General features: G+C 70.2%; 22 protein-coding genes. 12 read left to right on the top strand and 10 right to left on the bottom strand.

What is annotated here, in order from left to right; translation table 11 throughout:
* The first annotated feature begins 8 nt into the window (after window positions 1–8).
* On the top strand, window positions 9–989 hold the full coding sequence (locus tag ABT245_RS10960) for an ATP-binding protein (RefSeq protein WP_351731550.1): 981 nt from the start codon (window positions 9–11) through the stop codon (window positions 987–989).
* Window positions 990–992: 3 nt separating this feature from the next.
* On the opposite strand, the gene ABT245_RS10955 is transcribed toward ABT245_RS10960, so the two are convergent.
* Complete coding sequence (locus ABT245_RS10955) at window positions 993–2,258, bottom strand: polysaccharide deacetylase family protein (RefSeq protein WP_351731547.1); 1,266 nt, start codon at window positions 2,256–2,258, stop codon at window positions 993–995.
* Between the two features lie 329 nt (window positions 2,259–2,587).
* Here ABT245_RS10955 and ABT245_RS10950 point away from each other — a divergent pair, with 329 nt between their 5' ends.
* The 6 genes from ABT245_RS10950 to ABT245_RS10925 all read left to right on the top strand — a co-directional run bounded on the left by ABT245_RS10950 (window position 2,588) and on the right by ABT245_RS10925 (window position 11,143).
* Window positions 2,588–5,422 carry a bifunctional SulP family inorganic anion transporter/carbonic anhydrase gene (locus ABT245_RS10950; RefSeq protein WP_351731545.1) on the top strand — a complete coding sequence of 945 codons (2,835 nt, stop codon included), beginning with the start codon at window positions 2,588–2,590 and terminating at the stop codon, window positions 5,420–5,422.
* A gap of 315 nt (window positions 5,423–5,737) precedes the next feature.
* A complete protein-coding gene (gene acs / locus ABT245_RS10945; RefSeq protein ID WP_351731542.1) occupies window positions 5,738–7,693 on the top strand; it encodes an acetate--CoA ligase in 1,956 nt (651 codons plus the stop codon).
* Window positions 7,694–7,897: 204 nt separating this feature from the next.
* Window positions 7,898–9,334, top strand: coding sequence for a Na+/H+ antiporter NhaA (gene nhaA, locus ABT245_RS10940; RefSeq protein WP_351731540.1), 1,437 nt, complete (start codon window positions 7,898–7,900; stop codon window positions 9,332–9,334).
* A 90-nt stretch (window positions 9,335–9,424) separates the two neighbouring features.
* Window positions 9,425–9,913 (top strand): phage holin family protein, encoded by a 489-nt coding sequence (locus ABT245_RS10935; RefSeq protein ID WP_351731537.1) that lies wholly within the window; start codon window positions 9,425–9,427, stop codon window positions 9,911–9,913.
* Window positions 9,910–10,833, top strand: a complete 924-nt coding sequence (locus ABT245_RS10930; protein WP_351731535.1) for an alpha/beta fold hydrolase — start codon at window positions 9,910–9,912, stop codon at window positions 10,831–10,833. Before ABT245_RS10935 ends, ABT245_RS10930 begins: the two co-directional genes overlap by 4 nt.
* 127 nt (window positions 10,834–10,960) lie before the next feature.
* Window positions 10,961–11,143, top strand: a complete 183-nt coding sequence (locus ABT245_RS10925) for a hypothetical protein (RefSeq protein ID WP_351731533.1) — start codon at window positions 10,961–10,963, stop codon at window positions 11,141–11,143.
* Window positions 11,144–11,161: 18 nt separating this feature from the next.
* On the opposite strand, the gene ABT245_RS10920 is transcribed toward ABT245_RS10925, so the two are convergent.
* From ABT245_RS10920 to nth, 3 genes are all read right to left on the bottom strand, one after another.
* The gene (locus ABT245_RS10920) at window positions 11,162–12,361 is read right to left on the bottom strand and encodes a MarP family serine protease (protein WP_351731530.1); all 1,200 of its coding nucleotides are present in this window, start codon (window positions 12,359–12,361) and stop codon (window positions 11,162–11,164) included.
* A 96-nt stretch (window positions 12,362–12,457) separates the two neighbouring features.
* Window positions 12,458–13,150, bottom strand: coding sequence for an NUDIX hydrolase (locus ABT245_RS10915; protein WP_351731528.1), 693 nt, complete (start codon window positions 13,148–13,150; stop codon window positions 12,458–12,460).
* 202 nt (window positions 13,151–13,352) lie between these two features.
* Window positions 13,353–14,294, bottom strand: coding sequence for an endonuclease III (gene nth / locus ABT245_RS10910; RefSeq protein ID WP_502982106.1), 942 nt, complete (start codon window positions 14,292–14,294; stop codon window positions 13,353–13,355).
* 413 nt (window positions 14,295–14,707) lie between these two features.
* Between nth and ABT245_RS10905 the strand changes: the two genes are divergently transcribed.
* Window positions 14,708–15,382 carry a Crp/Fnr family transcriptional regulator gene (locus ABT245_RS10905; RefSeq protein ID WP_023547771.1) on the top strand — a complete coding sequence of 225 codons (675 nt, stop codon included), beginning with the start codon at window positions 14,708–14,710 and terminating at the stop codon, window positions 15,380–15,382.
* Between the two features lie 567 nt (window positions 15,383–15,949).
* Here the strand turns inward: ABT245_RS10905 and ABT245_RS10900 are convergent.
* From ABT245_RS10900 to sp36, 4 genes are read right to left on the bottom strand one after another with little or no spacing between them, the layout of a single operon-like run.
* The gene (locus ABT245_RS10900; RefSeq protein ID WP_351731523.1) at window positions 15,950–16,780 is read right to left on the bottom strand and encodes an MBL fold metallo-hydrolase; all 831 of its coding nucleotides are present in this window, start codon (window positions 16,778–16,780) and stop codon (window positions 15,950–15,952) included.
* Window positions 16,777–17,664, bottom strand: coding sequence for an NUDIX hydrolase (locus tag ABT245_RS10895; protein WP_351731521.1), 888 nt, complete (start codon window positions 17,662–17,664; stop codon window positions 16,777–16,779). Before ABT245_RS10895 ends, ABT245_RS10900 begins: the two co-directional genes overlap by 4 nt.
* 55 nt (window positions 17,665–17,719) lie before the next feature.
* On the bottom strand, window positions 17,720–18,184 hold the full coding sequence (locus ABT245_RS10890; RefSeq protein WP_351731518.1) for a RidA family protein: 465 nt from the start codon (window positions 18,182–18,184) through the stop codon (window positions 17,720–17,722).
* Window positions 18,184–18,345 (bottom strand): Sp36 family protein, encoded by a 162-nt coding sequence (gene sp36 / locus ABT245_RS10885; RefSeq protein ID WP_351731516.1) that lies wholly within the window; start codon window positions 18,343–18,345, stop codon window positions 18,184–18,186. The genes ABT245_RS10890 and sp36 overlap by 1 nt, the downstream gene beginning before the upstream one ends.
* Window positions 18,346–18,711: 366 nt before the next feature.
* On the opposite strand from sp36, the gene bagA reads away from it, so the two are divergent.
* Together bagA and bagB are read left to right on the top strand one after the other, a co-directional pair.
* A complete protein-coding gene (gene bagA / locus ABT245_RS10880) occupies window positions 18,712–19,689 on the top strand; it encodes an ATPase BagA (protein ID WP_351731513.1) in 978 nt (325 codons plus the stop codon).
* Window positions 19,686–21,065 carry an ATPase BagB gene (bagB, locus tag ABT245_RS10875; protein ID WP_351731511.1) on the top strand — a complete coding sequence of 460 codons (1,380 nt, stop codon included), beginning with the start codon at window positions 19,686–19,688 and terminating at the stop codon, window positions 21,063–21,065. Before bagA ends, bagB begins: the two co-directional genes overlap by 4 nt.
* 62 nt (window positions 21,066–21,127) lie before the next feature.
* Here the strand turns inward: bagB and wblA are convergent, their stop codons facing one another.
* Window positions 21,128–21,463 carry a transcriptional regulator WblA gene (wblA, locus tag ABT245_RS10870; RefSeq protein WP_351731669.1) on the bottom strand — a complete coding sequence of 112 codons (336 nt, stop codon included), beginning with the start codon at window positions 21,461–21,463 and terminating at the stop codon, window positions 21,128–21,130.
* 440 nt (window positions 21,464–21,903) lie between these two features.
* Here wblA and ABT245_RS10865 point away from each other — a divergent pair, with 440 nt between their 5' ends.
* Window positions 21,904–24,186: a transglycosylase domain-containing protein gene (locus ABT245_RS10865; protein WP_351731508.1), complete on the top strand. Its 2,283-nt coding sequence runs from the start codon at window positions 21,904–21,906 to the stop codon at window positions 24,184–24,186.
* A 680-nt stretch (window positions 24,187–24,866) separates the two neighbouring features.
* Here the strand turns inward: ABT245_RS10865 and ABT245_RS10860 are convergent.
* The gene (locus tag ABT245_RS10860; RefSeq protein ID WP_351731505.1) at window positions 24,867–25,334 is read right to left on the bottom strand and encodes a GatB/YqeY domain-containing protein; all 468 of its coding nucleotides are present in this window, start codon (window positions 25,332–25,334) and stop codon (window positions 24,867–24,869) included.
* Between the two features lie 95 nt (window positions 25,335–25,429).
* Between ABT245_RS10860 and ABT245_RS10855 the strand changes: the two genes are divergently transcribed.
* On the top strand, window positions 25,430–26,356 hold the full coding sequence (locus ABT245_RS10855) for a metallophosphoesterase (protein WP_351731502.1): 927 nt from the start codon (window positions 25,430–25,432) through the stop codon (window positions 26,354–26,356).
* Window positions 26,357–26,360 lie beyond the last annotated feature (4 nt).

Raw genomic sequence — 26,360 nt, 5'->3', positions numbered from 1 at the left:
TCGTGAACATGAAAATTGCTTTCGTCGGGAAGGGCGGCAGCGGCAAGACCACGCTCTCCTCCCTCTTCGTCCGCCATCTCGCGGCCACGGGCGCGCCGGTCCTCGCCATCGACGCCGACATCAACCAGCACCTCGGCGCGGCCCTCGGTCTCGGCGAGGCGGAAGCGGCCGTGCTGCCCGCGATGGGCGAGCAGCTGCCACTGATCAAGAACTACCTGCGCGGCGCCAACCCGCGCATCGCCTCCGCCGAGACGATGATCAAAACGACCCCGCCGGGCGACGGCTCGCGGCTGGTCCTGGTGCGGGAGCCGAATCCGATCTACGACGCCTGCGCGCGACCGGTGGAACTCGACGGCGGCGCCGTCCGTTTGATGGTCACCGGGCCCTTCACGGACGCCGACCTGGGGGTCGCCTGCTACCACTCCAAGACCGGAGCAGTCGAGCTGTTCCTCAACCACCTCGTCGACGGCCGCGACGAGTACGTCGTGGTCGACATGACCGCGGGCTCGGACTCCTTCGCCTCCGGCATGTTCACCCGCTTCGACATCACGTTCCTCATCGCCGAGCCGACCCGGAAGGGGGTCTCCGTCTACCGCCAGTACAAGGAGTACGCCCGGGACTTCGGGGTTGTCCTTCAGGTCGTGGGCAACAAGGTGCAGGGCGAGGACGACCTCGACTTCCTCCGCGCGGAGGTCGGGGACGACCTGCTCGTGGCTTTCGGGCACTCGGACTGGGTGCGCGCGATGGAGAAGGGCCGGCCGCCCCGGTTCGAGTTCCTGGAGGACGCCAACCGCCGCGCCCTGCGCAAGCTGCGGGTCGCCGCCGACGCGACCTACGAGATGCGCGACTGGGAGCGCTACACGCGGCAGATGGTGCACTTCCACCTGAAGAACGCCGAGGCGTGGGGCGACGAGCGCACCGGGGCCGACCTGGCGGCGCAGGTCGACCCCGGGTTCGTGCTGGGCGAGGGCGTCGCCGCCCCCGCCTGACGGCTACTGCTTGACCGCCGGCGCCCCGGGCACCCCCTTCGGGGCCGGGGCCGGGCGGGCCGAGAGGAAGGACGCCCAGCCCTGCTTGGGCGCCTCGCCCACCTCCAGGGAGCGCAGCCTCTCCAGGGTCTGCGGGTCCTGGGCGTCCAGCCAGTCGGCGAGCTGCCGGAAGGACACGCAGCGCACCTCGGGCTTGTTGCACACCTGCTCGACGACCTCGTCGATGGCACGCATATAGGTGCCGCCGTTCCAGGACTCGAAGTGGTTGCCGATGACCAGGGGGGCGCGGTTGCCGTCGTAGGCCCGGTGGAAGCCCTTGAGCAGGCCGTCGCGCATCTGGTCGCCCCAGTAGTCGTACTTGTCGGGGTCACCCTGGGTCGAGGCGCCGGACTGGTTGACCATGAAGTTGTAGTCCATGGTCAACTGCTCGTAGGTGTGGCCGGGGAACGGCACGAGCTGCATCGACAGGTCCCACAGCCCTTCCTTCTTCTTGGGCCAGACCTGGTTGTTGACGCCGCTGGTGTCGTAGCGGAAGCCCATTTCCCGGGCCGCCTTCATGAAGTTCTTCTGGCCTTCCAGACAGGGGGTGCGGGCTCCGATCAGCTCCTTGTCGTAGTCGAAGGGCAGCGGCGCGGACTTCTTCAGGCCGCTGTTGGTCTTCCAGTTCTTCACGAACTGCTTGGCCTGGGTGATCTCGCTCTTCCAGTCCTCCACGGACCACTGGCCGACCCCGCCGTCGGTGCCGCAGAAGTGCCCGTTGAAGTGAGTGCCGATCTCATTGCCCTCCAGCCAGGCCAGACGCACTTGCTGGGCGGTGTCGGCGATGCCCTTCTCGTCGTTGAAGCCGATGTCCGAGCGGCCCGGTGAGTGCTGCGGGGGGCGGTAGAGGTCGCGCTTCTCCTCCGGCAGCATGTACACGCCACTAAGGAAGAAGGTCATGGTGGCGTTGTTGTCCTTGGCGACCTTGCGGAAGTGGGAGAACAGCTTCTGACTGTCCTCGCCCGCACCGTCCCAGGAGAACACCACGAACTGCGGTGGCTTCTCGCCGGACTTGAGCCGTTCGGGCTTGGGCAGGTGGGGTTGCGCCCCGGTGTAAGCGGTGGATCCGTCGCCGATCAGATGGAGCATGCTGTTGGGCGCCGGCGCTCCCTTCGCCGGGCCGGGCGCCCCTTCCTTCGAACCGCTGGAGCCGGTCGCGCAACCGACGAGCGACGCGGCACACGCCGCGGCGACCATGGCACCCACGGCGACCCTCTGGTTGGCGGCCATGTTCCGCCCACCTTCTTCCTTCTCTCAGGCAAACGCTGATCAGGCGTTTTGCGGCGATGTGCCGGGTTGTGCCGACAGCGCCGCCAAGGTCGCACGGGATCGAGAAGGACTAAATACGACAAGCCGATAAACAGTCCACTTCACCTCAACAGGTGAATATCTGCACCATTTGCGTAGAAAAGATATGCATGACCTTTACTCGCAATTACGATTCGTTTACTGAGCGTTGATTCATCCCGCCGCTGCACGCCGTGACCCACGGCCGCGACCGCCCCGTCATCGACGGGCCCCCCATTCCGCGACCGCGCTGCCCCGGAGGAGACGGGAACATGTCAGCCTGCGTCCACACCCGAACCAAGCACCCACACCAACCACACAGCCCGCCCCCTGCCCCGCACCGCCGGTTCCGCATCGCGGGCGCCGACCTGTCCGCGTCGATCGCGGTCTTCCTGATCGCTCTGCCTCTGTCCCTCGGCATCGCCCTCGCCACCGGCGCCCCGCTCCAGGCCGGCCTGGTCGCCGCCGCCGTCGGCGGGCTCGTCGCCGGACAGCTCGGCGGCAGCCCACTCCAGGTCAGCGGTCCCGCCGCCGGGCTCACGGTCGTCACCGCCGATCTGATCCACCGCTATGGATGGCGCACGACGTGCGCCATCACCGTCCTCGCCGGACTCTCCCAACTGGGCCTGGGATGCCTGCGCGTGGCCCGCAGCGCCCTCGCCGTCAGCCCCGCCGTGGTGCACGGCATGCTCGCCGGTATCGGCGTCACCATCGCCATCGCCCAACTGCATGTCGTGCTGGGCGGCACCCCGCAGAGCGAAGTCATCGACAACATCCTCGGTCTGCCCGCCCAATTGGCCGACCTGCACCCCGCGGCGGTGTCGATAAGCGCGCTGACCCTGGTCCTGCTCCTTGCCTGGCCGCGGCTGCCCGGCCGGCCGGTCCGGCTGCTGCGCAAGATCCCGGCCGCCCTGGTGGCCGTCACCGGGGCCACGGTCACCGCCTCGCTCGCCGGACTCGTCCTGCCCAAGGTCGACCTGCCGTCCTGGGGCAGCCATGCCCTCGCCGGACTGCCGGAGGGACCGGTGCTGGGCCTGGTCGCCGCCGTCTTCACCACCACGCTGGTGTGCAGCGTGCAGTCGTTGCTGGGTGCGGTCGCCGTGGACAAGATGGTCGCCGCCCGCCCCGGCCCAAAACCCCGCGCCGGCCGCTCCGACCTGGACCGGGAACTGCTCGGACAGGGCGCGGCCAACATCGCCTCGGGGGCGCTCGGCGGGCTGCCCGTCGCGGGCGTGGCGGTGCGGAGTTCGGCGAATGTGCAATCCGGTGCCGTGAGCCGGAACTCCACGATGCTGCACGGCGTTTTCGTAGTAGTCGCCGCGCTGCTGATGGTTCCGGTCCTGGACCTCATCCCGCTCGCCTCGCTCGCCGCCCTGGTGATGGCCGTCGGCATCCAGATGGTGTCGCTGCACCACATCCGCACGGTGACCCGCCACAGAGAAGTGCTGGTGTACGCCGTCACCACACTCGGCGTGGTGTTCCTGGGCGTCCTGGAGGGAGTGGCGCTCGGGGTCGCCGTGGCCGTCGCCGTAGCCATGCACCGCCTCACCCGCACCCGTATCACGCACGAAGAGAAGGGAGGAGTCCATCACGTACATGTATGCGGACAGCTGACGTTCCTGGCGGTCCCCCGGCTCAGCCGGTCCCTGCATCTCGTACCCCAAGGCGCCCACGCCGTGGTGGAGTTGGACGGTTCGTTCATGGACCACGCGGCGTACGAGTCACTGCAGGACTGGCGGACCTCACACACCGCGCAGGGCGGCACCACCGAGCTGACCGGTTGTCGCACGGGGATCCGGACCAGCGAGCGGCCGGCCTCCGCCGAGTGCCACTGCCGACCTTGGACACCGTGGCGCAACCACCAGTGCGCCATGCCATCCGGCGGCCGGGACGGCCGGGACGGCTCGTCGGGCGACGGCACGTCCGGACACCGGATGCCTGACGAGACCGGGCTGCCGACCACCGAGCCCGGCGCACGAGGCGGCGTAGGCCGCGGAGGAGACAGCGACGGCGCGGGTGCCGGCACCCACCCGTTCCCCGCCGCCTCCGGCCCTGGCACGAACCCAGTCGCCTCGGACACCGGCTCGGGCCCAACTCCCGGCTCCAGCACGGACTCCGCCTCGGGCTCGGGCTCGGAACCGGGTTTGGGTCCGGGTTCGGGTTCGGGTTCGGGTTCGGGTTCAGCCTCGGGCTCGGGTGCGGGCGCTGGATCGGAACCGGGTTCGGACACGGGCTCGGGCGTCGGCTCAGAACCGTGCTCGGACTCGGGCGTCGGCTCGCAACCGGGCTCGGGCTCGGGCCAAGGCTCTCGCTCCGGCACGGGCGCCGGCAGCGGCACCGGCACCGGCATCCGTGTCGGCGTCCGCTCCGCAGGCGGTCCCGACACTCGCACGGGTACCTGGGCCCTCACCGGAACCGGTACGAGCGCCGCCCACAGCTTCGGTGGGCATGAACTGGCCCGTGGGATCAGCGCGTTCCAGCGCAACACCGCGCCCCTGGTGCGAAATGAGCTGGCACGGCTGGCGCGGGAGGGGCAGCGGCCATCCCAGCTCTTCCTCACCTGCGCCGACTCCCGGCTCGTCACGTCGATGATCACTTCCAGTGGTCCCGGCGACCTCTTCGTCGTCCGCAATGTCGGCAACCTGGTGCCGCCGCCGGGCGAGGAGTGGGGCGACGACTCGGTGGGGGCCGCGATCGAGTACGCGGTGGACGTGCTGAAGGTGCGGTCCATCACGGTGTGCGGGCACTCCGGGTGCGGGGCCATGCAGGCCCTGCTCAACTCCGCCCCCGGGGACGGGCAGACGCCGCTCGGCCGGTGGCTGCGGCACGGGGAGCCGAGCCTGAAGCGGATGGCCGACGACAGCCGCCCCTGGGCACGGCTGGCCGGACGGTCGGCCGCGGACGCGGTCGAGCAGCTCTGCCTGACCAATGTGGTCCAGCAGTTGGAGCACCTGTATGCCCATGACTCGGTGGCGCGGGCGCGGGCGGAAGGCGGTCTGGAACTGCACGGGATGTACTTCCACGTGGGCGAGGCACAGGCGTATCTGCTCGGCGGGACGATCGGGGACGAGGTGTTCCAGCACGTGCCGGGTACGGAGGAGCCCTGACGGGCTTCGGGGGCAGGCCCGTCGTGGCTCGGCGACACGCCGGGCTGTGGCGGGGGCGGCGGTGAGTCCGCGGGACGCTGGTGGCACTCTTGGCGGCGCGGGTCCGTCCGCCGTGGCCGAAACGCCTGCATTCCTCGGCGGCGGGCGCTCGGTTGCCGTGGGTGTGAACTCGGGGAGGTCGGCGTCCGTGGGTAGAAGTAGCCGCGCCCCGCACAGAGGTCTAAACCAATTAATGGTCGGCCCTTGTCATCGGCCCCCTGGGTCTGATGAGCTGTGGCCTGGGACACAACGGACACCCTTCGAAAGGGAGATGTCGTGAGCAACGAAAGCCTGGCCAACCTCTTGAAGGAGGAGCGACGCTTCGCGCCGCCCGCTGACCTGGCCGCGCACGCCAACGTCACGGCAGAGGCGTACAAACAGGCCAAGGCTGACAGGCTCGGCTTCTGGGCCGCGCAGGCCCGCCGCCTTACCTGGGCCGAGGAGCCGACGGAGACGCTGGACTGGTCGACCCCGCCGTTCGCCAAGTGGTTCAAGGACGGTCGGCTCAACGTCGCGTACAACTGCGTGGACCGGCATGTCGAGGCCGGGCTGGGCGACCGGGTCGCCATTCACTTCGAGGGCGAGCCCGGCGACAGCCGCGCGATCACCTACGCCGAGCTGAAGGACGAGGTCTCCAAGGCCGCGAACGCTCTGCTGGAGCTGGGGGTCCGTGCCGGTGACCGGGTCGCGATCTATATGCCGATGATCCCGGAGACGGCGATCGCGATGCTGGCCACGGCCCGTATCGGCGCCGCGCACTCGGTGGTCTTCGGCGGGTTCTCGGCGGACGCGCTCGCCACGCGCATCCAGGACGCCGACGCCAAGGTGGTCGTCACCTCCGACGGCGGCTGGCGGCGCGGCAAGCCGTCCGCGCTCAAGCCGGCCGTGGACGAAGCGATCGCGCGCGTGGACAACGTGGAGCACGTGCTGGTCGTGCGCCGCACCGGTCAGGAGGTCGCCTGGCACGACGAGCGGGACGTGTGGTGGCACGAGATCGTCGAGCGGCAGTCCGCCGAGCACACGCCGGAGCCGTTCGAGGCGGAGCACCCGCTGTTCATCCTCTACACGTCCGGCACGACGGGTAAGCCGAAGGGCATCCTGCACACCTCCGGCGGCTACCTCACCCAGGTGGCGTACACCCACCACGCCGTCTTCGACCTCAAGCCGGAGACGGACGTGTACTGGTGCACGGCGGACGTCGGCTGGGTCACCGGGCACTCCTACATCGTCTACGGGCCGCTGGCCAACGGCGCCACCCAGGTCATGTACGAGGGCACGCCGGACACCCCGCACCAGGGCCGCTTCTGGGAGATCGTGCAGAAGTACGGGGTGACGATCCTGTACACGGCGCCCACCGCCATCCGCACGTTCATGAAGTGGGGCGACGACATCCCCGCGAAGTTCGATCTCAGCAGCCTGCGCGTGCTGGGGTCTGTCGGTGAGCCGATCAACCCCGAGGCCTGGATCTGGTACCGCAAGCACATCGGCGCGGACCGCACCCCGGTCGTGGACACCTGGTGGCAGACCGAGACCGGCGCGATGATGATCTCGCCGCTGCCCGGCGTGACCGAGGCCAAGCCGGGCTCCGCGCAGCGGCCGCTGCCCGGCATCTCCGCCACGGTCGTCGACGACGAGGCGAACGAGGTGCCCGACGGCGGCGGTGGCTATCTCGTCCTGACCGAGCCGTGGCCGTCGATGCTGCGCACCATCTGGGGCGACGACCAGCGGTTCCTCGACACCTACTGGTCGCGGTTCGAGGGCAAGTACTTCGCGGGCGACGGGGCGAAGAAGGACGAGGACGGGGACATCTGGCTCCTCGGCCGTGTCGACGACGTGATGCTGGTGTCCGGCCACAACATCTCGACGACCGAGGTCGAGTCCGCGCTGGTCTCGCATCCGTCGGTCGCCGAGGCGGCCGTCGTCGGCGCGGCGGACGAGACGACGGGGCAGGCGATCGTCGCGTTCGTGATCCTTCGGGGTACGGCGTCCGAGGACGACGGTCTGGTCGGCGAGCTGCGCAACCACGTCGGTGCCACGCTCGGTCCCATCGCCAAGCCGAAGCGGATTCTGCCGGTGGCGGAGCTGCCGAAGACCCGCTCCGGCAAGATCATGCGCCGTCTGCTGCGCGACGTCGCGGAGAACCGCCAGCTCGGTGACGTCACCACGCTGACGGACTCGACGGTCATGGATCTCATCCAGGCGAAGCTGCCGGCGGCGCCGAGCGAGGACTGACCAGCACCGCCGGAGGGGACGCCTTGACAGCGGGGCGTCCCCTCTGCGCACAACCGTGCGTACAACGTGCCGAAGGTCCCCCGTGGCGCGTTGGGTAAAAGGTAAAATAAGGGAAGCGTCAAAAGAACAACAAGATCCACAAGGTGTGCCGGGAAGTCTGGTCGGCATGTGCTCTGCCATGCCCACCGACCGGAGGTCTTCACTGTGACCGCGCCCCGCACCACCACCGCTCGCAAGGTTCTCGGCCGGCTCTCGCTGCCCGAGCGGAGGTTCGTCGGGGACGCGCTGCGCACCGAGACGGTCGGCGGCGTGCTGCTGCTCGTGGCCGCCGTCGCCGCGCTGATCTGGGCGAACATACCCGCGCTCGGGCACAGCTACGAAAGCGTCGGCCACTTTCACCTGGGCCCCGCCTCCCTCGGCCTGAATCTGTCCGTCGAGCACTGGGCGGCCGACGGACTGCTGGCCGTCTTCTTCTTCGTCGCCGGGATCGAACTGAAGCGCGAGCTCGTCGCCGGTGACCTGCGTGATCCGAAGGCCGCTGTCCTCCCCGTCGTGGCGGCCCTGTGCGGGATGGCCGTACCGGCCCTCGTCTACACCCTGACCAATCTCGTCGGCGGCGGCTCCACCGACGGCTGGGCCGTGCCGACCGCCACCGACATCGCCTTCGCGCTGGCCGTGCTCGCGGTCATCGGGACCTCCCTGCCGAGCGCCCTGCGCGCCTTCCTGCTGACGCTCGCCGTCGTGGACGACCTGTTCGCGATCCTGATCATCGCCGTCTTCTTCACGAACCGGCTCGACTTCGCCGCGCTCGGCGGCGCCGTGGCCGGTCTCATCGTCTTCTGGATGCTGCTGCGCAAGGGCGTGCGCGGCTGGTACGTGTACGTGCCACTCGCGGTCGTCATCTGGGCGCTGATGTACAACAGCGGTATCCACGCCACCATCGCCGGCGTGGCGATGGGCCTGATGATCCGCTGCACCACCCACAAGGGTGAAGACCGCTCGCCCGGCGAGCGGATCGAGCACCTTGTGCGCCCGCTGTCGGCGGGGCTCGCGGTGCCGCTGTTCGCGCTGTTCAGCGCCGGTGTGTCCATCTCCGCGCGGGCGCTCGGCGACGTGTTCACCCAGCCGGAGACCCTCGGCGTCGTACTCGGCCTGTTCATCGGCAAGACGGTCGGCATCTTCGGCGGCACCTGGCTCACGGCGCGCTTCACCCGTGCCTCGCTCAGCGACGACCTCGCCTGGCCCGACGTGTTCGCGCTCGCGACCCTCGCCGGCATCGGCTTCACCGTGTCGTTGCTGATCGGCGAACTCGCCTTCGTCGGCGATGCGGTGCTGACCGACGAGGTCAAGGCGGCCGTACTGACCGGCTCGCTCCTCGCGGCCCTGTGCGCGACGGTTCTGCTGAAGATGCGCAACGCCAAGTACCGCCGCCTGTGCGAGGAGGAGGAACGGGACGAGGACAGCGACGGCATCCCGGACGTCTACGAGGAGGACGATCCGGCCTACCACCTGCGCATGGCGGACATCTACGAGCGCAAGGCCGCCGAACACCGTCGACTGGCCCGGGCGAAGGCCGACGCACGCGAGGGGCTTGCCGAAGTGCCGGGCGGGGCAGGCGAGCAGAACGACCGTCCGGCATGATCTGACGAGACGGTACAAATTACGGGACCGTACGCAGTCAGGCAGAAGACGGATCCGTACGCGCGGCGTACGCAGAAAAGGGAGACCGCGATGAGCGCACCCGACGACAGCCCGGTCGGCGCCGAACGGAGCATCGGCCAGCTGGTCGCCTCGGCGACCAGCGAGATGTCGGCACTGGTGCACGACGAGATCGCGCTGGCCAAGGCCCAGCTGAGGCAGGACGTCAAGCGGGGCGCGGCGAGCGGCGGCGCCTTCACGGTGGCCGGCCTGGTCCTGCTGTTCTCCCTGCCGATGCTCAACTTCGCCCTCGCCTATGGCATTCGGACCTGGAGCGGCTGGAACCTCGCCGTCTGCTTCCTGCTGTCCTTCGCGGCGAACGTCCTGGTCACCGCCGTCCTCGGGCTGATGGGCCTGTACTTCGCGCAGAAGGCCAAGAAGGGCAAGGGACCGCAGAAGGTGGCCGCGTCCATGAAGGAGTCGGCGGGCGTCCTGCAGAACGCCAAGCCGCACCCGCGCCCGGAGCTGCCGCAGGATCGTGTACCCGAAGCCATCGAGGCTGTGGCACGCTCGTCGTCATGACGGACCCCGCCGCTCCCTCGGCCGTACGGATCGAAGGTCCCTGGACACACCGGGACGTCGCCGCCAACGGCGCCCGCTTCCACATGGCGGAGCTGGGCGACGGCCCACTCGTGCTGCTGCTGCACGGCTTCCCTCAGTTCTGGTGGACCTGGCGGCGGCAACTGGTCGCGCTCGCCGACGCGGGCTTCCGGGCCGTTGCCATGGATCTGCGGGGCGTGGGCGGCAGCGACCGCACCCCGCGCGGATACGACCCCGCCAACCTCGCCCTCGACGTCACCGGCGTGATCCGCTCCTTGGGCGAGCCGGACGCCGCGCTGGTCGGCCATGACCTCGGCGGCTATCTGGCGTGGACGGCCGCCGCGATGCGCCCCAAGCTCGTCCGGCGCCTCGCGGTCGTCTCGATGCCGCACCCGCGACGCTGGCGCGCCGCGATGCTGCGGGACGCCAGGCAGACGGTCGCCGGCTCCTACATCTGGGGCTTCCAGCGGCCGTGGGTGCCCGAGCGGCAGCTCACCGCCGATGACGGCGCGCTCGTGGGCCGGCTCATCCACGACTGGTCCGGGCCCAAGCCGCCGGACGAGCACACGGTGGAGACGTATCAGCGCGCGATGTGCATCCCGTCGACCGCGCACTGCGCTATCGAGCCGTACCGCTGGATGGTGCGGTCACTGGCCCGCCCGGACGGCATCCAGTTCAACCGCCGTATGAAACGGCCGGTGCGCGTGCCCACGCTGCATCTGCACGGCTCGCTCGACCCCGTGATGCGCACGCGCAGCGCGGCCGGCTCGGGCGAGTACGTCGAAGCGCCCTACCGCTGGCGGCTGTTCGACGGGCTGGGGCACTTCCCCCACGAGGAGGACCCGGTCGCCTTCTCCTCCGAACTCGTCAACTGGCTGAAAGACCCCGAACCCGATCGGTGACCGCGCCGATGCGCCCGGTATCCGGACGGGAACATCTGTCGTACGAACGGCCACATGCCCGGCGCATACGCCGATTGAGGGGCCTCGGGGCGGTTATCGACCTTGGGGCAGGGGCAGAGGTCCGGGTATGGGCTGGACGCACGACTACAGTGACGCACCCCGCAACCGCCGCTCGGCCAGTGGCCTGAATTCCCATCGGCCGGGCACTCCACAGGCAGCACCGGAGACGGACCTGCGCGTGGGAATCCCACGCATCCTGCGCCGCCGGGCCCGCTGGGTCTCGGTACGCCTGCGTCACGCCCGCAGCTGAGCACCCCGCCGGTCCGCCCTACAGGGCGCAGCTGTCGGTCCCCACCTGCTCGTTCGCCGTACGTCCCCGGACGATGTCCTGCTGGATCTCGTCGGCCGTGAGCGCGTACCCGGTCTCGGCGTCGTCGAGGGACTTCGCGAACACCACGCCGTACACCTTGCCGTCGGGCGTGAGCAGCGGGCCGCCGGAGTTGCCCTGGCGGACGGTCGCGTACAGGGAGTAGACGTCACGGCGGACGGTGCCGCGGTGGTAGATGTCCGGGCCGTTGGCCGTGATGCGGCCGCGCACGCGCGCGGCACGGACGTCGTACGCCCCGTTCTCCGGGAACCCCGCGACGATCGCGCTGTCGCCGCTCGCCGCGTCGTGGGACGTGAACCGCAGGGCGGGCGCCCTGAGGTCCGGTACGTCGAGTACGGCGATGTCGCGCCGCCAGTCGTAGAGGACGACCTTCGCGTCATATCTGCGGCCGACCCCGCCTATCTGCACGGTGGGCTCGTCCACGCCGCCGACCACATGCGCGTTGGTCATGATGCGGCGGTCGGCGAAGACGAAGCCGGTGCCCTCCAGGACCTTGCCGCACTTCTGGGCGGTGCCCATGACCTTCACGATGGAGTCCTGGGCGCGGGTGGCCACCGCGCTGCCCGCCAGCGCCGGGTCGGGCGGCTGGACGTCGGTGATCGGCTCGTTCGAGAACGGGCTGAAGACCTGCGGGAAGCCGTTCTGCGCGAGGACCGAGGAGAAGTCCGCGAACCAGGTGTCGGCCTGCGTGGGCAACGCCCGGGAGACCCCGAGCAGCACCTTGGAGCTGCGGACCTCCTTGCCCAGGGTCGGCAGTGTCGTACCGGCGAGGGCCGAACCGATCAGCCAGGCGACCAGCAGCATCGCCACGACGTTGACGAGCGCGCCGCCCGTCGCGTCCAGGGCGCGGGCCGGTGACCATGTGATGTGCCGGCGCAGCTTGTTGCCGAGGTGGGTGGTCAGTGCCTGCCCGACGGAGGCACAGACGATGACGACGACCACCGCGACGACGGCGGCGGTCGTGTTGACCTGCGCGTTGTCGGTGAGGGCGTCCCAGATGACGGGCAGCACATAGACCGCGACGAGCCCGCCGCCGAGGAAGCCGATCACCGACAGGATGCCGACGACAAAGCCCTGGCGGTAGCCCACGATCGCGAACCAAACGGCAGCGATCAGCAGCAGGATGTCCAGCACATTCACTTGTTCAAGCCTCGCCTCGTCACGCTCCGGTCCGACCGGCCCGGCCGGAGTGCCGAGGGGAGTCCCCCGGGAAAACACAACACGGACGCCACCCTGTCATGACCGCCAGTCGAGCGGGACCTGCCTGTCTCCGTCCCACGGGCGCTCCCAGCCGGCGTAGTGCAGCAGGCGGTCGATGATCCCCGCCGTGAAGCCCCACACCAGCGCCGATTCGACCAGGAATGCCGGACCTCGGTGGCCGCGGGGGTGGACGGCGGTGGCTCTGTTGGCCGGGTCCGTGAGATCCGCCACGGGGACGGTGAAGACCCGCGCGGTCTCGTTCGGATCGACGACGCCGACCGGGCTGGGCTCGCGCCACCAGCCGAGGACCGGTGTCACGACGAAGCCGCTGACCGGGATGTACAGCTTGGGCAGCACACCGAAGAGCTGGACCCCGCAGGGGTCGAGCCCGGTCTCCTCCTCGGCCTCGCGGAGAGCGGCCCGCAGCGGCCCGTCGGCCGTCGGGTCGCCGTCCTCGGGGTCGAGGGCGCCGCCGGGGAAGGCGGGCTGGCCGGCGTGCGAGCGCAGGGAGCCCGCGCGCTCCATGAGAAGCAGTTCGGGGCCGCGCTCGCCCTCGCCGAACAGGACCAGCACGGCCGACTGTCGTCCCGTCCCGTTCTTCGGTGGCAGAAAGCGGCTGAGCTGCAGCGGCTCGACCGTCTCCGCGGCGTGCACCACCGGGTCCAGCCAGCCGGGAAGCCCCTCCTTGCTGAGCGTCACCGGTCCGGTCCGCGTAGGGAGCGGGTGCATGCTCTTCGCGTGCGTAGCGTCGGCACGCGTCCCGTTCACGTGCGCGGTGCCCGTACGCGTAGTGCTCGCGTCCGCGTTGCCTGAATGCGGACCGCCGGTGTGCGTCCCGCTGGTGTGCGCCATGACCACCCCCGTTCTGCCGAGTCCAACGCCCTGTGGGGCCGGGATCGTTCCAGCCGGTCAAGCCAGGTTGACCGGCCTGTCACCCGGCCCCCAGCGGCGGCGCCGGCCTGCCGCCCGCGTCGAGGTAGGCCTGCGGCGGCTTGAGCCGCTGGCCGGGGAAGCCGCCCTTCTCGTACTTCAGCAGCTTCTTCGCCTTCTCCGGGTCGGTCTCGCCCTCGCCGTACGCCGGGCAGAGCGGGGCGATGGGGCAGGCGCCGCAGGCGGGCTTGCGGGCGTGGCAGATGCGGCGGCCGTGCCAGATGACGTGGTGCGAGAGGTCCGTCCAGTCGTTCTTCGGGAACAGCGCGCCGACGGCTGCCTCGATCTTGTCGGGGTCCGTCTCCTCGGTCCACTTCCAGCGCCGCACCAGCCGCTGGAAGTGAGTGTCCACGGTGATCCCTGGGCGGCCGAAGGCGTTGCCGAGGACGACGAAGGCGGTCTTGCGGCCGACGCCCGGCAGCTTCACGAGGTCTTCTAGGCGGCCGGGGACCTCGCCGCCGAACTGCTCGGCCAGCGCCTTGGACAGCCCTATGACCGACTTCGTCTTGGCCCGGAAGAAGCCGCACGGCCTCAGGATCTCCTCGACCTCCTCCGGGTTGGCGACGGCCAGGTCCTCGGGCGAGGGGTACTTGGCGAAGAGCGTCGGGGTCGTCTGGTTGACCCTGAGGTCGGTGGTCTGAGCGGACAGGACCGTGGCGATCAGCAGCTGGAAGGGGTTCTCGAAGTCCAGCTCGGGGTGGGCGTACGGGTACACCTCGGCGAGTTCGCGGTTGATCCGGCGGGCCCGGCGGACGAGCGCGGCACGCGACTCGTTCTTCGGGGGCTTCGCGACGGCCGCCTTCTCGGCACCAGACGCTCGGGCGGCCACCCTCTTGGCAGCTGCCTTCTTGGCGGACGTTTTCTTGGCGGGTGCCTTCTTGGCGACGGCCGGCTTCGTGGCGGCCGCGTTCTCTGCCGCCTTCTTGACGCCCGTCGACTTCACGGGTGCCGCCTTCTTCGCCGGGGCCGCCTCCTTCGCGGCATCCGCCTCACTCGCGGACACCGGGGCCGCCTTCTCTGTCGACGCCTTTTCTACCGATTTCACCTTTTTACTACCACCGCCCGGGCCCTGTTCGCCCACAGCGGAATCACGACGTACAACCACCCGCCCAGCCCCCTCGGCCTGTGCTCTACCGGCGATTTGGACACCCGGCCAGCCTAAGCCCCGGCACCGACATCCGGTCCGGACCCCTGGGATCAGCCCCCGATTGGCCCCCTGGCGCTTACCTCGGGACACCTGTGCGGCATCCTTGTGACAGATCACACTGTTTGGACCGTCCGGCAAAATGGGGAACACGGTCCCCTGGTACACCGGGGGAGCAAGATCCCTTGAGCAGGTCGACAAGGAGAGAACTCGTGGACGACGTTCTGCGGCGCAACCCGCTCTTCGCGGCTCTCGACGACGAGCAGGCCGCGGAGCTGCGCGCCTCCATGAGTGAGGTGACCCTGGCGCGCGGCGACTCCCTCTTCCACGAGGGCGACCCGGGCGACCGGCTGTACGTGGTCACCGAGGGCAAGGTCAAGCTGCACCGCACCTCCCCCGACGGCCGCGAGAACATGCTGGCCGTCGTCGGCCCCAGTGAGCTGATCGGCGAGCTGTCGCTGTTCGACCCGGGCCCGCGTACGGCGACCGCGACCGCGCTGACCGAGGTCAAGCTGCTCGGTCTCGGCCACGGCGACCTCCAGCCCTGGCTGAACGCGCGTCCGGAGGTGGCCGGCGCCCTGCTGCGCGCCGTCGCCCGCCGCCTGCGCAAGACCAATGACGCAATGTCGGACCTCGTCTTCTCCGACGTGCCCGGCCGTGTGGCGCGCGCCCTGTTGGACCTCTCCCGCCGTTTCGGCGTGCAGTCCGAGGAGGGCATCCACGTCGTCCACGACCTCACGCAGGAGGAGCTGGCCCAGCTGGTCGGCGCGTCCCGCGAGACCGTGAACAAGGCGCTCGCCGACTTCGCCCAGCGCGGGTGGCTCCGCCTGGAGGCGCGGGCCGTGATCCTGCTGGACGTCGAGCGGCTCGCCAAGCGTTCCCGCTGACCCTCCGGGGCAGCCGCCCCGACGACGGCGAGGCAGGCCTGGGCACGATCCCGGCCAAGGGCCTCGCCCGAGGGCCGTACGGCGGCCCCCACGCGCGTGTGCCGACGCGGTACGCGTGCGTGGGGCGCGAGGGCGTCGCCGCGTCGGCGGCCCGGGCGGGATCACCGCCTTCACCAGCGCGAGCGGACCGCAGGCGTGGCAGCTGCTGACGGCGGCCGAGTACGGCTGGGAACCGGTCGGCGGCCTCTTCTTCCCGCGGCGTACGTCGCGGACCTGGGCGCATGGCGCGTGGGAGTACGCGCGCGTGCAGGGCGTGAAGCGACTGTCAGGCTCGGCCTCCGTCCCCGGGTTGGGGAGTACGCGCGCGTGCAGGATGTGAAGACCGGCTGACCGCACCATCTCGGGCCGGGCGGACCCGGCCCGGCCGGCACATGCGCGTCGGTCACGCCCCGGCGACGAGCGGATCAGCCCGGCCCGACGCCGGCGCAACAAGACACCCGCGCAACTCGACGCCCCGCTCGACACCCGCGCAACTCGACGCCTCGCCCGGCGCCCGCGTCCGCCCCGCTAGATCAGGCCGTGTTCGCCGAGGTATTCCAGTTGGGCCCGTACCGACAGTTCCGCCGCAGGCCACAGGGAGCGGTCCACGTCGGCGTAGACGTGGGCCACCAGCTCGGCCGGGGTGCGGTAGCCGTCCTCGACAGCCGTCTCGATCTGGGCGAGCCGGTGGGCGCGGTGGGCGAGATAGAACTCGACAGCGCCCTGGGCGTCCTCCAGGACCGGGCCGTGGCCCGGCAGCACGGTGTGGACGCCGTCGTCGACCGTGAGGGACCTCAGCCGTCGCAGGGAGTCCAGATAGTCGCCCAGGCGGCCGTCGGGGTGGGCCACGACCGTCGTGCCGCGGCCGAGGACGGTGTCCCCGGTCAGTACCGCCCGATCGGCCGGGAGGTGGAAGCACAGCGAGTCAGCGGTGTGGCCCGGGGTGGGTACGACCCGCAGCTCCAGGCCGCCGATGGTGACCACGTCCCCCGCGCCCAGCCCCTCGTCGCCGAGCCGTAGCGCCGGGTCCAGCGCGCGCACCTTGGTGCGGGTCAGTTCGGCGAACCGGGCAGCCCCCTCCGCATGGTCGGGATGGCCGTGTGTGAGCAGGGTCAGCGCGACGCGCCTGCCCGCCTTCTCTGCCGTGTCCACGACCGTGCGGAGGTGGTCGTCGTCCAGCGGGCCCGGGTCGATGACCACGGCCAGGTCGGAGTCGGGCTCCGAGACGATCCAGGTGTTGGTGCCGTCCAGGGTCATGGCGGAGGCGTTGGGCGCGAGCACGTTGACGGCCCGCGCGGTGGCGGGGCCCGAGAGGACCTTGCCCCGGGGCCGGCCGGGCAGGGCTGCTGCGTCCGTCATGCGGGGCCTCCACCGGTGGGGGCGGTCGGTGCGGTCGGGATGTGCTTGGTGAACTCGTCGTGGCCCGGCCAGGCCAGCACGATCCCGCCGTCGACCAGGCGCGCGCGGGCCAGCACGGGCGTCATGTCGCGCGCGGGCGCGGCGGCCAGCGCCTCGGCCGCGGTCGCGTACGACGACAGCTGCCGCAGGGTCGCGATGGTGGGCGGCATCATCAGCAGCTCGCCCCTGTCGTACCCGGCCGCGGCCTCGGTGGGCCGGATCCACACCGTGCGGTCGGCCTCCGTGGAGGCGTTGCGGGTGCGCTGGCCCGTCGGGAGCACGGCCACGAAGAACCAGGTGTCGTAGCGGCGGGACTCGAACTCCGGGGTGATCCAGCGGGTCCAGGCGGCGAGCAGGTCGGAGCGCAGCACCAGTCCGCGGCGGTCCAGGAACTCGGCGAAGGACAGCTCGCGGGCGACCAGGGCGGCACGGTCCGCCTCCCAGTCCTCGCCGGTGGTGTCACCGGCCACCGACGCGGCCGTCGGCCCGGCCAGCAGGACGCCCGCCTCCTCGTACGTCTCCCGTACGGCAGCGCAGACGATGGCCTGCGCCCCCGACTCGTCGACGCCCAGCCGCTCGGCCCACCACGCGCGCGTGGGGCCCGCCCAGCGGACCTGGTGGTCGTCGTCGCGGGAGTCGACGCCGCCGCCGGGATACGCGTACGCGCCTCCGGCGAAGGCCATGGAGGCGCGTCTGCGCAGCAGGTGGACGGCAGGGCCGTGCGGGGTGTCCTTCAGGAGCAGCACCGTGGCCGCGCGTCTGGCGGGCACCGGTGTGAGGGTGCCTTCCGAGAGCGCGCGGATGCGGTCCGGCCACTCCCGTGGATACCACTGCCCGTTCGCCATGGGCGGAGGCTATCCCGATGTGAGCGAATGTTCGAGAGGTGCCCGAGGCCGGGCCTCACGGCACCAGCTCGACCTGGACCTCCACCTCCACCGGGGCGTCCAGCGGCAGCACGGCGACGCCGACCGCGCTGCGCGCGTGCACGCCCTTCTCGCCCAGGACCTCGGCGAGCAGTTCGCTGGCGCCGTTGACGACACCGGGCTGGCCCGTGAAGTCCGCGGCCGAGGCCACAAAGCCGACGACCTTCACCACGCGCGCGATGCGGTCCAGGTCGCCCGTGACGGACTTGACGGCGGCCAGGGCGTTGAGCGCGCAGGTGCGGGCCAGGTCCTTGGCCTCCTCGGCGGTGACCTCGGCACCCACCTTGCCGGTGACCGGCAGCTTGCCCTGAACCATGGGCAGCTGGCCCGAGGTGTAGACGTACACGCCGGTCCGCACGGCCGGCTGGTAGGCAGCCAGCGGCGGCACGACCTCCGGCAGGGTCAGACCGAGTTCTGCGAGCCTCGTCTCGACGGCGCCCATCACTGCTTCTCCCTCTTCAGGTAGGCCACCAGCTGCTCGGGGTTCGGCCCGGGCACGACCTGGACGAGCTCCCAGCCGTCCTCGCCCCAGGTGTCCAGAATCTGCTTCGTGGCATGGACGAGCAGCGGCACGGTTGCGTACTCATACTTTACGGGTGACACGATGGACCTCTTGATTCCCAAGCTGGTGAAGCTGAATGACCGTTCGCGGAGCAGGCTATACGCGGCAATCGGTCACCCCCGGGATCAGGGGCGGTACGAAGCGGGCCCGGCAGGGGAGCCACACCCCACACCGCCCGGCACGGCACCCCGCCGCGTTGTCGCGGGCACCCGGCCCACCCACCAAGGCACTGCGCCGCCGTGCCACGCCTCACACGAGACGACGCGGAAAAGCGCCCCATCTCTGCGAGACGGCCTAGACAGTACGCGGCACGGTTGCGTATTCCCACTTGGTCATGCGGCGACTGTATCCGCTGTTATCCACAGCCTCCCGCGTAGCCCGACGGCGGACTGGTTAGGCTCGAAGACGTGAGCAGGCTCCAGGTCGTCAGCGGCAAGGGCGGGACCGGAAAGACCACGGTCGCCGCGGCTCTCGCGCTGGCCCTCGCCACCGAGGGGAAGCGAACGCTTCTCGTGGAGGTCGAGGGCAGGCAGGGCATCGCACAGCTCTTCGAGACAGAGGCGCTGCCCTACGAGGAGCGGAAGATCGCCGTCGCTCCGGGTGGCGGCGAGGTGTACGCCCTCGCCATCGATCCCGAACTGGCTCTTCTGGACTACCTCCAGATGTTCTACAAGCTGGGCGGTGCGGGCCGCGCCCTGAAGAAGCTCGGGGCCATCGACTTCGCCACCACCATCGCGCCGGGCCTCAGGGATGTCCTGCTGACCGGCAAGGCGTGCGAGGCGGTGCGCCGCAAGGACAGGAACGGCCGGTTCGTGTACGACTACGTCGTCATGGACGCGCCCCCGACGGGGCGCATCGCCCGCTTCCTGAACGTCAACGACGAGGTCGCGGGCCTGGCGAAGATCGGCCCGATACACAATCAGGCGCAGGCCGTGATGCGGGTGCTGAAGTCTCCGGAGACCGCCGTGCACCTGGTCACCCTCCTGGAGGAGATGCCGGTCCAGGAGACCGCGGACGGTATCGCCGAACTGCGGGCGGCCCGGCTGCGGGTGGGCCGGGTCATCGTGAACATGGTGCGGCCGGAGGTGCTGGACGCGGCCGGCCTCGACCTCGTACGCACCGTGCCGCGGACCGCCGTGGCCCGTTCGCTGTCGGCCGCCGGGCTGGGCGGGGCGCGGCGCGGTGGGAACGCCGAGCGGCTGGTGGACCCGCTCCTCGAGCAGGCCACGGAGTACGCCGAGCGGTACGCGCTGGAGCAGGAGCAGCGCGCGGTCCTGGGCGAGCTGGAGCTGCCGCTGCACGAACTGCCGCTGCTCGCCGAGGGCATGGACCTCGCGGGCCTGTACGAACTCGCCACCGAGCTGCGCGAACAGGGGATGACATGAGTCCGGACCCGGCCCACGCACAGGACACCGCCCGCCATCGTCTCTCCCCCGCGCGCGTGCTCGACATCGATCCGCTGCTCGACGATCCCGAGACCCGGATCGTGGTGTGCTGCGGTTCGGGCGGGGTCGGCAAGACCACCACCGCGGCGGCCCTGGGGCTGCGGGCCGCCGAGCGCGGCCGGAAGGTGGTGGTGCTCACCATCGACCCGGCGCGGCGGCTGGCCCAGTCGATGGGCATCGACTCGCTGGACAACGTGCCGCGCCGGGTGAAGGGCACCGAGGACCGAGGAGGGGCATCGGACGACGACCCGGCCGGGGACGGCGGCGGGCGACGGGCCGGCGGGGAACTGCACGCCATGATGCTCGACATGAAGCGCACCTTCGACGAGGTCGTCGAGGCGCACGCGGATCCGGAGCGGGCCGCCGCGATCCTGGCCAACCCCTTCTACCAGTCGCTCTCGGCGGGCTTCGCGGGCACGCAGGAGTACATGGCGATGGAGAAGCTGGGCCAGCTGCGGGCAAAGGACGAGTGGGACCTCATCGTCGTCGACACCCCGCCGTCCCGCTCCGCGCTGGACTTCCTGGACGCGCCCAAGCGGCTCGGTTCCTTCCTGGACGGGCGGCTGATCCGGCTGCTGACGGCGCCGGCGAAGCTGGGCGGCTGGGCGGGGATGAAGTTCCTGAACGCCGGGATGTCGATGATGACCGGCACCCTGGGCAAGCTGTTGGGTGGTCAGCTGCTGAAGGACGTACAGACGTTCGTGGCCGCGATGGACACCACCTTCGGCGGCTTCCGTACCCGCGCGGACGCGACGTACAAGCTGCTCCAGGCGCCCGGTACGGCGTTCTTGGTGGTGGCGGCCCCGGAGCGGGACGCGCTGCGCGAGGCCGCCTACTTCGTGGAGCGGCTGGCCGCCGAGGACATGCCGCTCGTCGGTCTGGTGCTCAACCGCGTCCACGGCAGCGGCGCCGACCGGCTGTCGGCCGAGCGGGCGCTCGCCGCCGCGGAAAATCTTGAGGAGCCCGGCATTGTGGATCAGGGGGACGGGAAAGCTGGACTTCGTAACTCTCCCGAGACGCATGACAGTTCAGAGTCCCCCGCTGCTTCCTCCGTATCCGAGCCCCGCCCCCCGGGCACGGACCCGGACGTCGACCAGCTGACCGCAGGCCTGCTGAGGCTGCACGCCGACCGTATGCAACTGCTCTCCCGCGAGCAGCGCACGCGTGACCGCTTCACCGCGCGCCACCCCGAGGTGGCCGTGGTGGAAGTGGCCGCGCTCCCCGGTGACGTGCACGACCTCGCGGGGCTGCGGGACATCGGCGACCGGCTCGCGGCCAAACGGCCGGAGCTGCCCGAAACACACACCGATGCGTGAGACGGAGCGCGTACCGATGCGTGAGAGGAGACGCCCTCTCACGCATGAGAGAGGACGGCCTCTCAGCTGACCGCCGCGTAGTTCTCGTACACCTCGTCGTCGAGGGGCACGATCCCGGCCCCGCGTTCGTACTCCGAACGCGCGGTCTCCAGGAGCCTGCGCCAGGAGGTCACGGTGGGCCGCCTGCGCAGCAGTGCGCGGCGCTCGCGCTCCGTCATGCCTCCCCACACACCGAATTCGACACGATTGTCCAACGCATCGGCCAGGCATTCGGTGCGCACCGGACATCCGGTGCACACTGCCTTGGCCCTGTTCTGCGCTGCTCCCTGAACGAACAGTTCATCCGGATCGGTAGTGCGGCAGGCGGCCTGCGCACTCCAGTCGGTTACCCAGCCCATACCGGCGCCGTCCTCTCCCGAATCGAGGCTCCCCCACGGCGGCAGCGGCATATTCACCGCCGCCAGTTGAGGACGTTACGGAAGGCGGGCACAGCGCAACACCCCCTTCGGGCCCAATCTTGAATGGCCCGAACGGACTATGGGTAAGCGGCAGATCACCCGCGGGAGTGAGCTGGTGACATGCGTGATCATCCCGGCAAAGCGGGACAGTTATGGTGCGCCACAACGGACGCCAAGTGACACACGAGGCGGATTCGGACACGCCTCCAACACATCTCGACATGCCCGACGAAGGAACCCGTTCGAGAAAGCCGAGAAGATCCGGAACGATTCGGGGTTGCCGGACGTATTGATAGGTGACCGCGCTGCTGTGACAGTTGAGAGCAGCTTAGGCCAAGGCATATACGCGTGTCCGGCGAATGAGAACGTAGGCTGCCCCTATGCCAAAGAAGCGCTCGGGCGGTGGTCTGTCGCCAACGCAGCAGGCCGCCAAGTTCCTCGGTGTCAGTGTCCTCGCAGGAGCCGTCATGGCCGGCATCGCGCTGCCCGCGGCGGGCGCGCTCGGCCTCGCGGCCAAGGGTTCGGTGCAGGGATTCGACGAGATCCCCGCCAATCTGAAGAGTCCCCAGCTCAGCCAGCGGACCACGATCCTGGACAGCCAGGGTCAGCAGATCGCCACGGTCTATTCCCGGGACCGCACGGTGGTGGAGCTCAAGGACATCTCGCCGTACATGCAGAAGGCGATCGTCGCGATCGAGGACTCGCGCTTCTACCAGCACGGCGCGGTCGACCTCAAGGGCGTGCTGCGCGCCCTGAACAAGAACGCGCAGAGCGGCGGGGTCGCCCAGGGCGCCTCCACGCTCACCCAGCAGCTGGTGAAGAACTACTTCATCGAGGAGGCCGGCGACGACCCGACCAAGGTCGCCGAGGCCACCCAGCAGACACTGGGCCGCAAGGTCCGCGAGCTGAAGTACGCGATCCAGATCGAGGAGAAGCTCGGCAAGAAGAAGATCCTTGAGAACTACCTGAACATCACGTTCTTCGGACAGCAGGCCTACGGCGTCGAGGCCGCCGCCCAGCGCTACTTCTCCAAGCACGCCAAGGACCTCAGCCTCCAGGAATCGGCGCTCCTCGCGGGCATCGTGCAGTCCCCGAGCCGCTACGACCCGGTCAACGACGAGGCCGAGGCCACCAAGCGGCGCAACGTGGTCCTCCAGCGCATGGCCGAGGTCGGCGACGTCTCCCAGCAGGAGGCCGACAAGGCCAAACAGGCCCCGCTCGGGCTGAACGTCAGCCAGCCGAAGAACGGCTGCATCACCGCGGTCAAGGGCGCCAGTTTCTTCTGCAAGTACGTCGAGAACGTCTTCCTCAGCGACCCGGTTTTCGGCAAGACCAAGGAAGCCCGCGCGAAGGTCTGGAACCGCGGCGGCCTGACGATCCGCACCACCCTGGACCAGCAGGCCCAGGACTCGGTCCAGGCCTCGCTCAAGAACCACATCAACAAGTCGGACTCGGTCGCCGCCGCCGCCACCCTGGTCGAACCCGGCACCGGCAAGATCCTCGCCATGGGCCAGTCGAAGCCGTACGGCTACGCGAAGGACGAGACCGAGTACAACTACTCGGTCAACCGCGACATGGGCGGCTCCAACTTCGGCTTCCCGACCGGTTCGACCTTCAAGCCGTTCGTGGCCGCGGCGGCGGTCGAGGGCGGCAAGCCCCCGACGCAGGAGTACGCGTCGCCGTACAAGATGGAGTACCCGAGCCCGGTCCAGCGCTGCGACAGCCAGCCCTATGTCAACGTCGACCACACGACCGCCGAGAACGAGAACAAGTCGGAGGTCGGCCCGTACCGGATGAAGGAGGCGATGGCCAAGTCGGTCAACACCTACTTCGTCCAGATGATCGCCGACATCGGGCTGTGCCCGGTGATGAAGATGGCCGACGCGCTGCACGTGGTGCAGGGCAACGGCGACAAGCTGCCCCAGGAGCCCGCCATCGCGCTCGGCGCGGTGGGCCTGTCCCCGCTGACCATGGCGAGCGCGTACGCCACCTTCGCCTCGCGCGGCATGTACTGCACGCCGGTCGCCATCGAGTCGATCACCCAGAAGGTCGGCAACGAGCGGAAGTCCCTTGAGGTGCCGAAGTCGACGTGCTCGCGCGCGATGAGCGAGCAGACCGCCGACACGGTCAACACCCTGCTGCGCGGCGTGGTCGACTCGGGCACCGGCCAGCAGGCCGGCCTCACCGACCGAGAGAGCGCCGGCAAGACGGGCACCACGGACGAGCGCAAGAACGCCTGGTTCGTCGGCTACACGCCGAACATGTCCGGCGCGGTCTGGGTCGGCAGCCCCAAGCAGAACGTGAAGATGAGGAACATCACCATCGGCGGCGTCTACCGCCCGCTCGTCTACGGCGGTGAGGTCCCCGGCCCGATCTGGAAGGACGCCATGTCCGGCGCCCTGCAGGGCAAGCCCGTCCAGTCCTTCAATCTCATCGACATCCCGGACGACAACGGGGACGGCAACGGGCACGGCAGGGACCGGGGCGACCCAAACGGCAACGGCGACAACCGCGGCGGGGACAACGGCGGCCTCATCGGCGGCCTGACGGACGGCGGCGCGAACGGCAGCCCCAACCCGGCACCCACCCTCTCCTTCCCGGGCAACTTCATCCAGGGCCAGGGCAATGGTGGGCAGAACGGAAACGGGGGGCAGCGGCCTTAACGCTGAACGGGGGCGCGGCTTTGACGCCAGGGCACGCCGACGGAGGAGCGGCGGCCTCAACGCCCCGGCACACCAGCGGAGGAGCGGCGGCCTCAACGCCCCGGCACACCAGCGGAGGAGCGGCGGCCTCGACGCCCCGGCACACCAGCGGAGGAGCGGCGGATCGGGCGCTTCGGGGCCCGTGGCTCGGGGCGCTTCGCGTCGCGACTGGGGACACGGGCGCCTCAGTGGGGAGGCCGGTGCCTCCGGCGCTTTACGCAGGGACTGGCGGCACGGGCGCCTCGGCCGGGGGCCGGTGCCTCCGGGCGCGTGGCTGATGTTCGACGCGGCGGGGCCGCACTCTGACTGGGTGCGGCCCCGTTGCGTGAGGTGGGGGTGGGTTGGGTCGGCTCGGGAACGTCGAATGCCGTACGGCCGGTCGCCATGGGGCCCGGGGCCACTCCCGGTACGGAGGGGGCGACCTGCCAGCAGGGTTGGCACCGGACGGCCGGGCGAAGCCGGGGCCGCCGGGCTCACCCAGGACGAACGGTCCGGCATCGGGCTTGCCGGGCTCACCCAGGACGAGCGGTCCACCCCAAGGTGCGCTGGGCCACCGGTGCGGATGGGCCGCCGCCGGTGCGGATGGGCCGCCCCGGGCCGGACCCGGAGAGGGACCCCAGGTCAGCCCCAGGTCAGCCGGGTCAGCCCTGGAGCAGCTTCTTGACCGCCGCGGCGACCCGGCCGCCCTCCGCCTGGCCCGCCACCTTCGGGTTCACGATCTTCATCACGGCGCCCATGGCCCGAGGCCCCTCCGCACCGGCCGCCTTCGCCTCCTCCACGGCCTGGGCGACGATCGCGTTCAGCTCCTCGTCGGACAGCTGCTTGGGCAGGTACGCAGCAAGTACCACGCCTTCCGCCTTCTCCCGCTCGGCCTGCTCGGCCCGACCACCCTGCGCGAAGGCCTCCGCCGCCTCCCGGCGCTTCTTGGCCTCCTTGGTGATCACCTTCAGGACCTCGTCGTCGGACAGCTCACGCTTCTCCTTGCCCGCGACCTCCTCCTTGGTGATCGCGGCGAGCGTCAGCCGGAGCGTCGAGGAGCGCAGCTCGTCGCGCTCCTTGATCGCGGCGTTGAGGTCGTCGTGCAGCTTCGACTTGAGCGTGGTGGTCATGGGTCCGATTGTCGCAGGTGCGAGCGCCCGGTCGCCCGTTGATTTCGGGGGTGGTCGGACGCCGGGTGGGTGTCCGGATCTGACACGATGGTCGTATGCGCGCGCGATACGGAGTACCCCTCGGAGTCATGGCGGTCGGCGCCGCCGGTCTGGCCTACGCGGCGGGGATCGAGGTCCGTTCCTTCCGGCTCCGCCGGGTCACGGTCCCGGTCCTGCCCCCGGGCATGCGCCCGCTGCGCGTGCTCCAGGTCTCCGACATCCACATGGTGGGCGGCCAGCGCAAGAAGCAACGCTGGCTGCGCTCGCTGGCCGGCCTGCGCCCCGACTTCGTGATCAATACCGGCGACAACCTGTCCGACCCGGAGGGCGTGCCCGAGGTACTGGACGCGCTCGGCCCCCTGATGGAGTTCCCCGGCGCGTACGTCTTCGGCTCCAACGACTACTACGGCCCCAAACCCCGCAACCCCGCCCGCTACTTGTTGGAGAAGGTGAGCGGCCGCCACGGCCTGAACGGCAACCCGCCGGTCGTGGGCGCGATCCACAACCCGTGGGAGGACCTGCGGGACGGCTTCGACGCGGCGGGCTGGCTGAACCTGACGAACACCAGGGGCGTGCTGAAGATCGAGGGCTTCTCGGTGGAGATGACGGGCCTGGACGACCCGCACATCAAGCGCGACCGCTACGAACACGTGGCCGGCGGCCCGTCGGGCGGCGCGGACTTCTCGATGGGCGTGGTGCACGCTCCGTACCTGCGCGTACTGGACTCGTACGCGGCGGACGGCTACCCCCTGATCCTGGCCGGCCACACGCACGGCGGCCAGCTGTGCATCCCCTTCTACGGCGCCCTGGTCACCAACTGCGACCTGGACGCGGACCGGGTGAAGGGCCTGTCCACACACACGGCGCAGGACCGTACGTCCTATCTGCACGTCTCCGCGGGCTGCGGCACCAACCGCTACACACCCGTACGGTTCGCGTGCCCGCCCGAGGCGACGTTGTTGACGCTGGTGGGTCGGGAGTAGCGGA

It is taken from the genome of Streptomyces sp. NPDC001508 (assembly GCF_040298665.1).
Lineage (GTDB): Bacteria > Actinomycetota > Actinomycetes > Streptomycetales > Streptomycetaceae > Streptomyces.
This window is presented reverse-complemented; position numbering and strand designations above follow the sequence as displayed.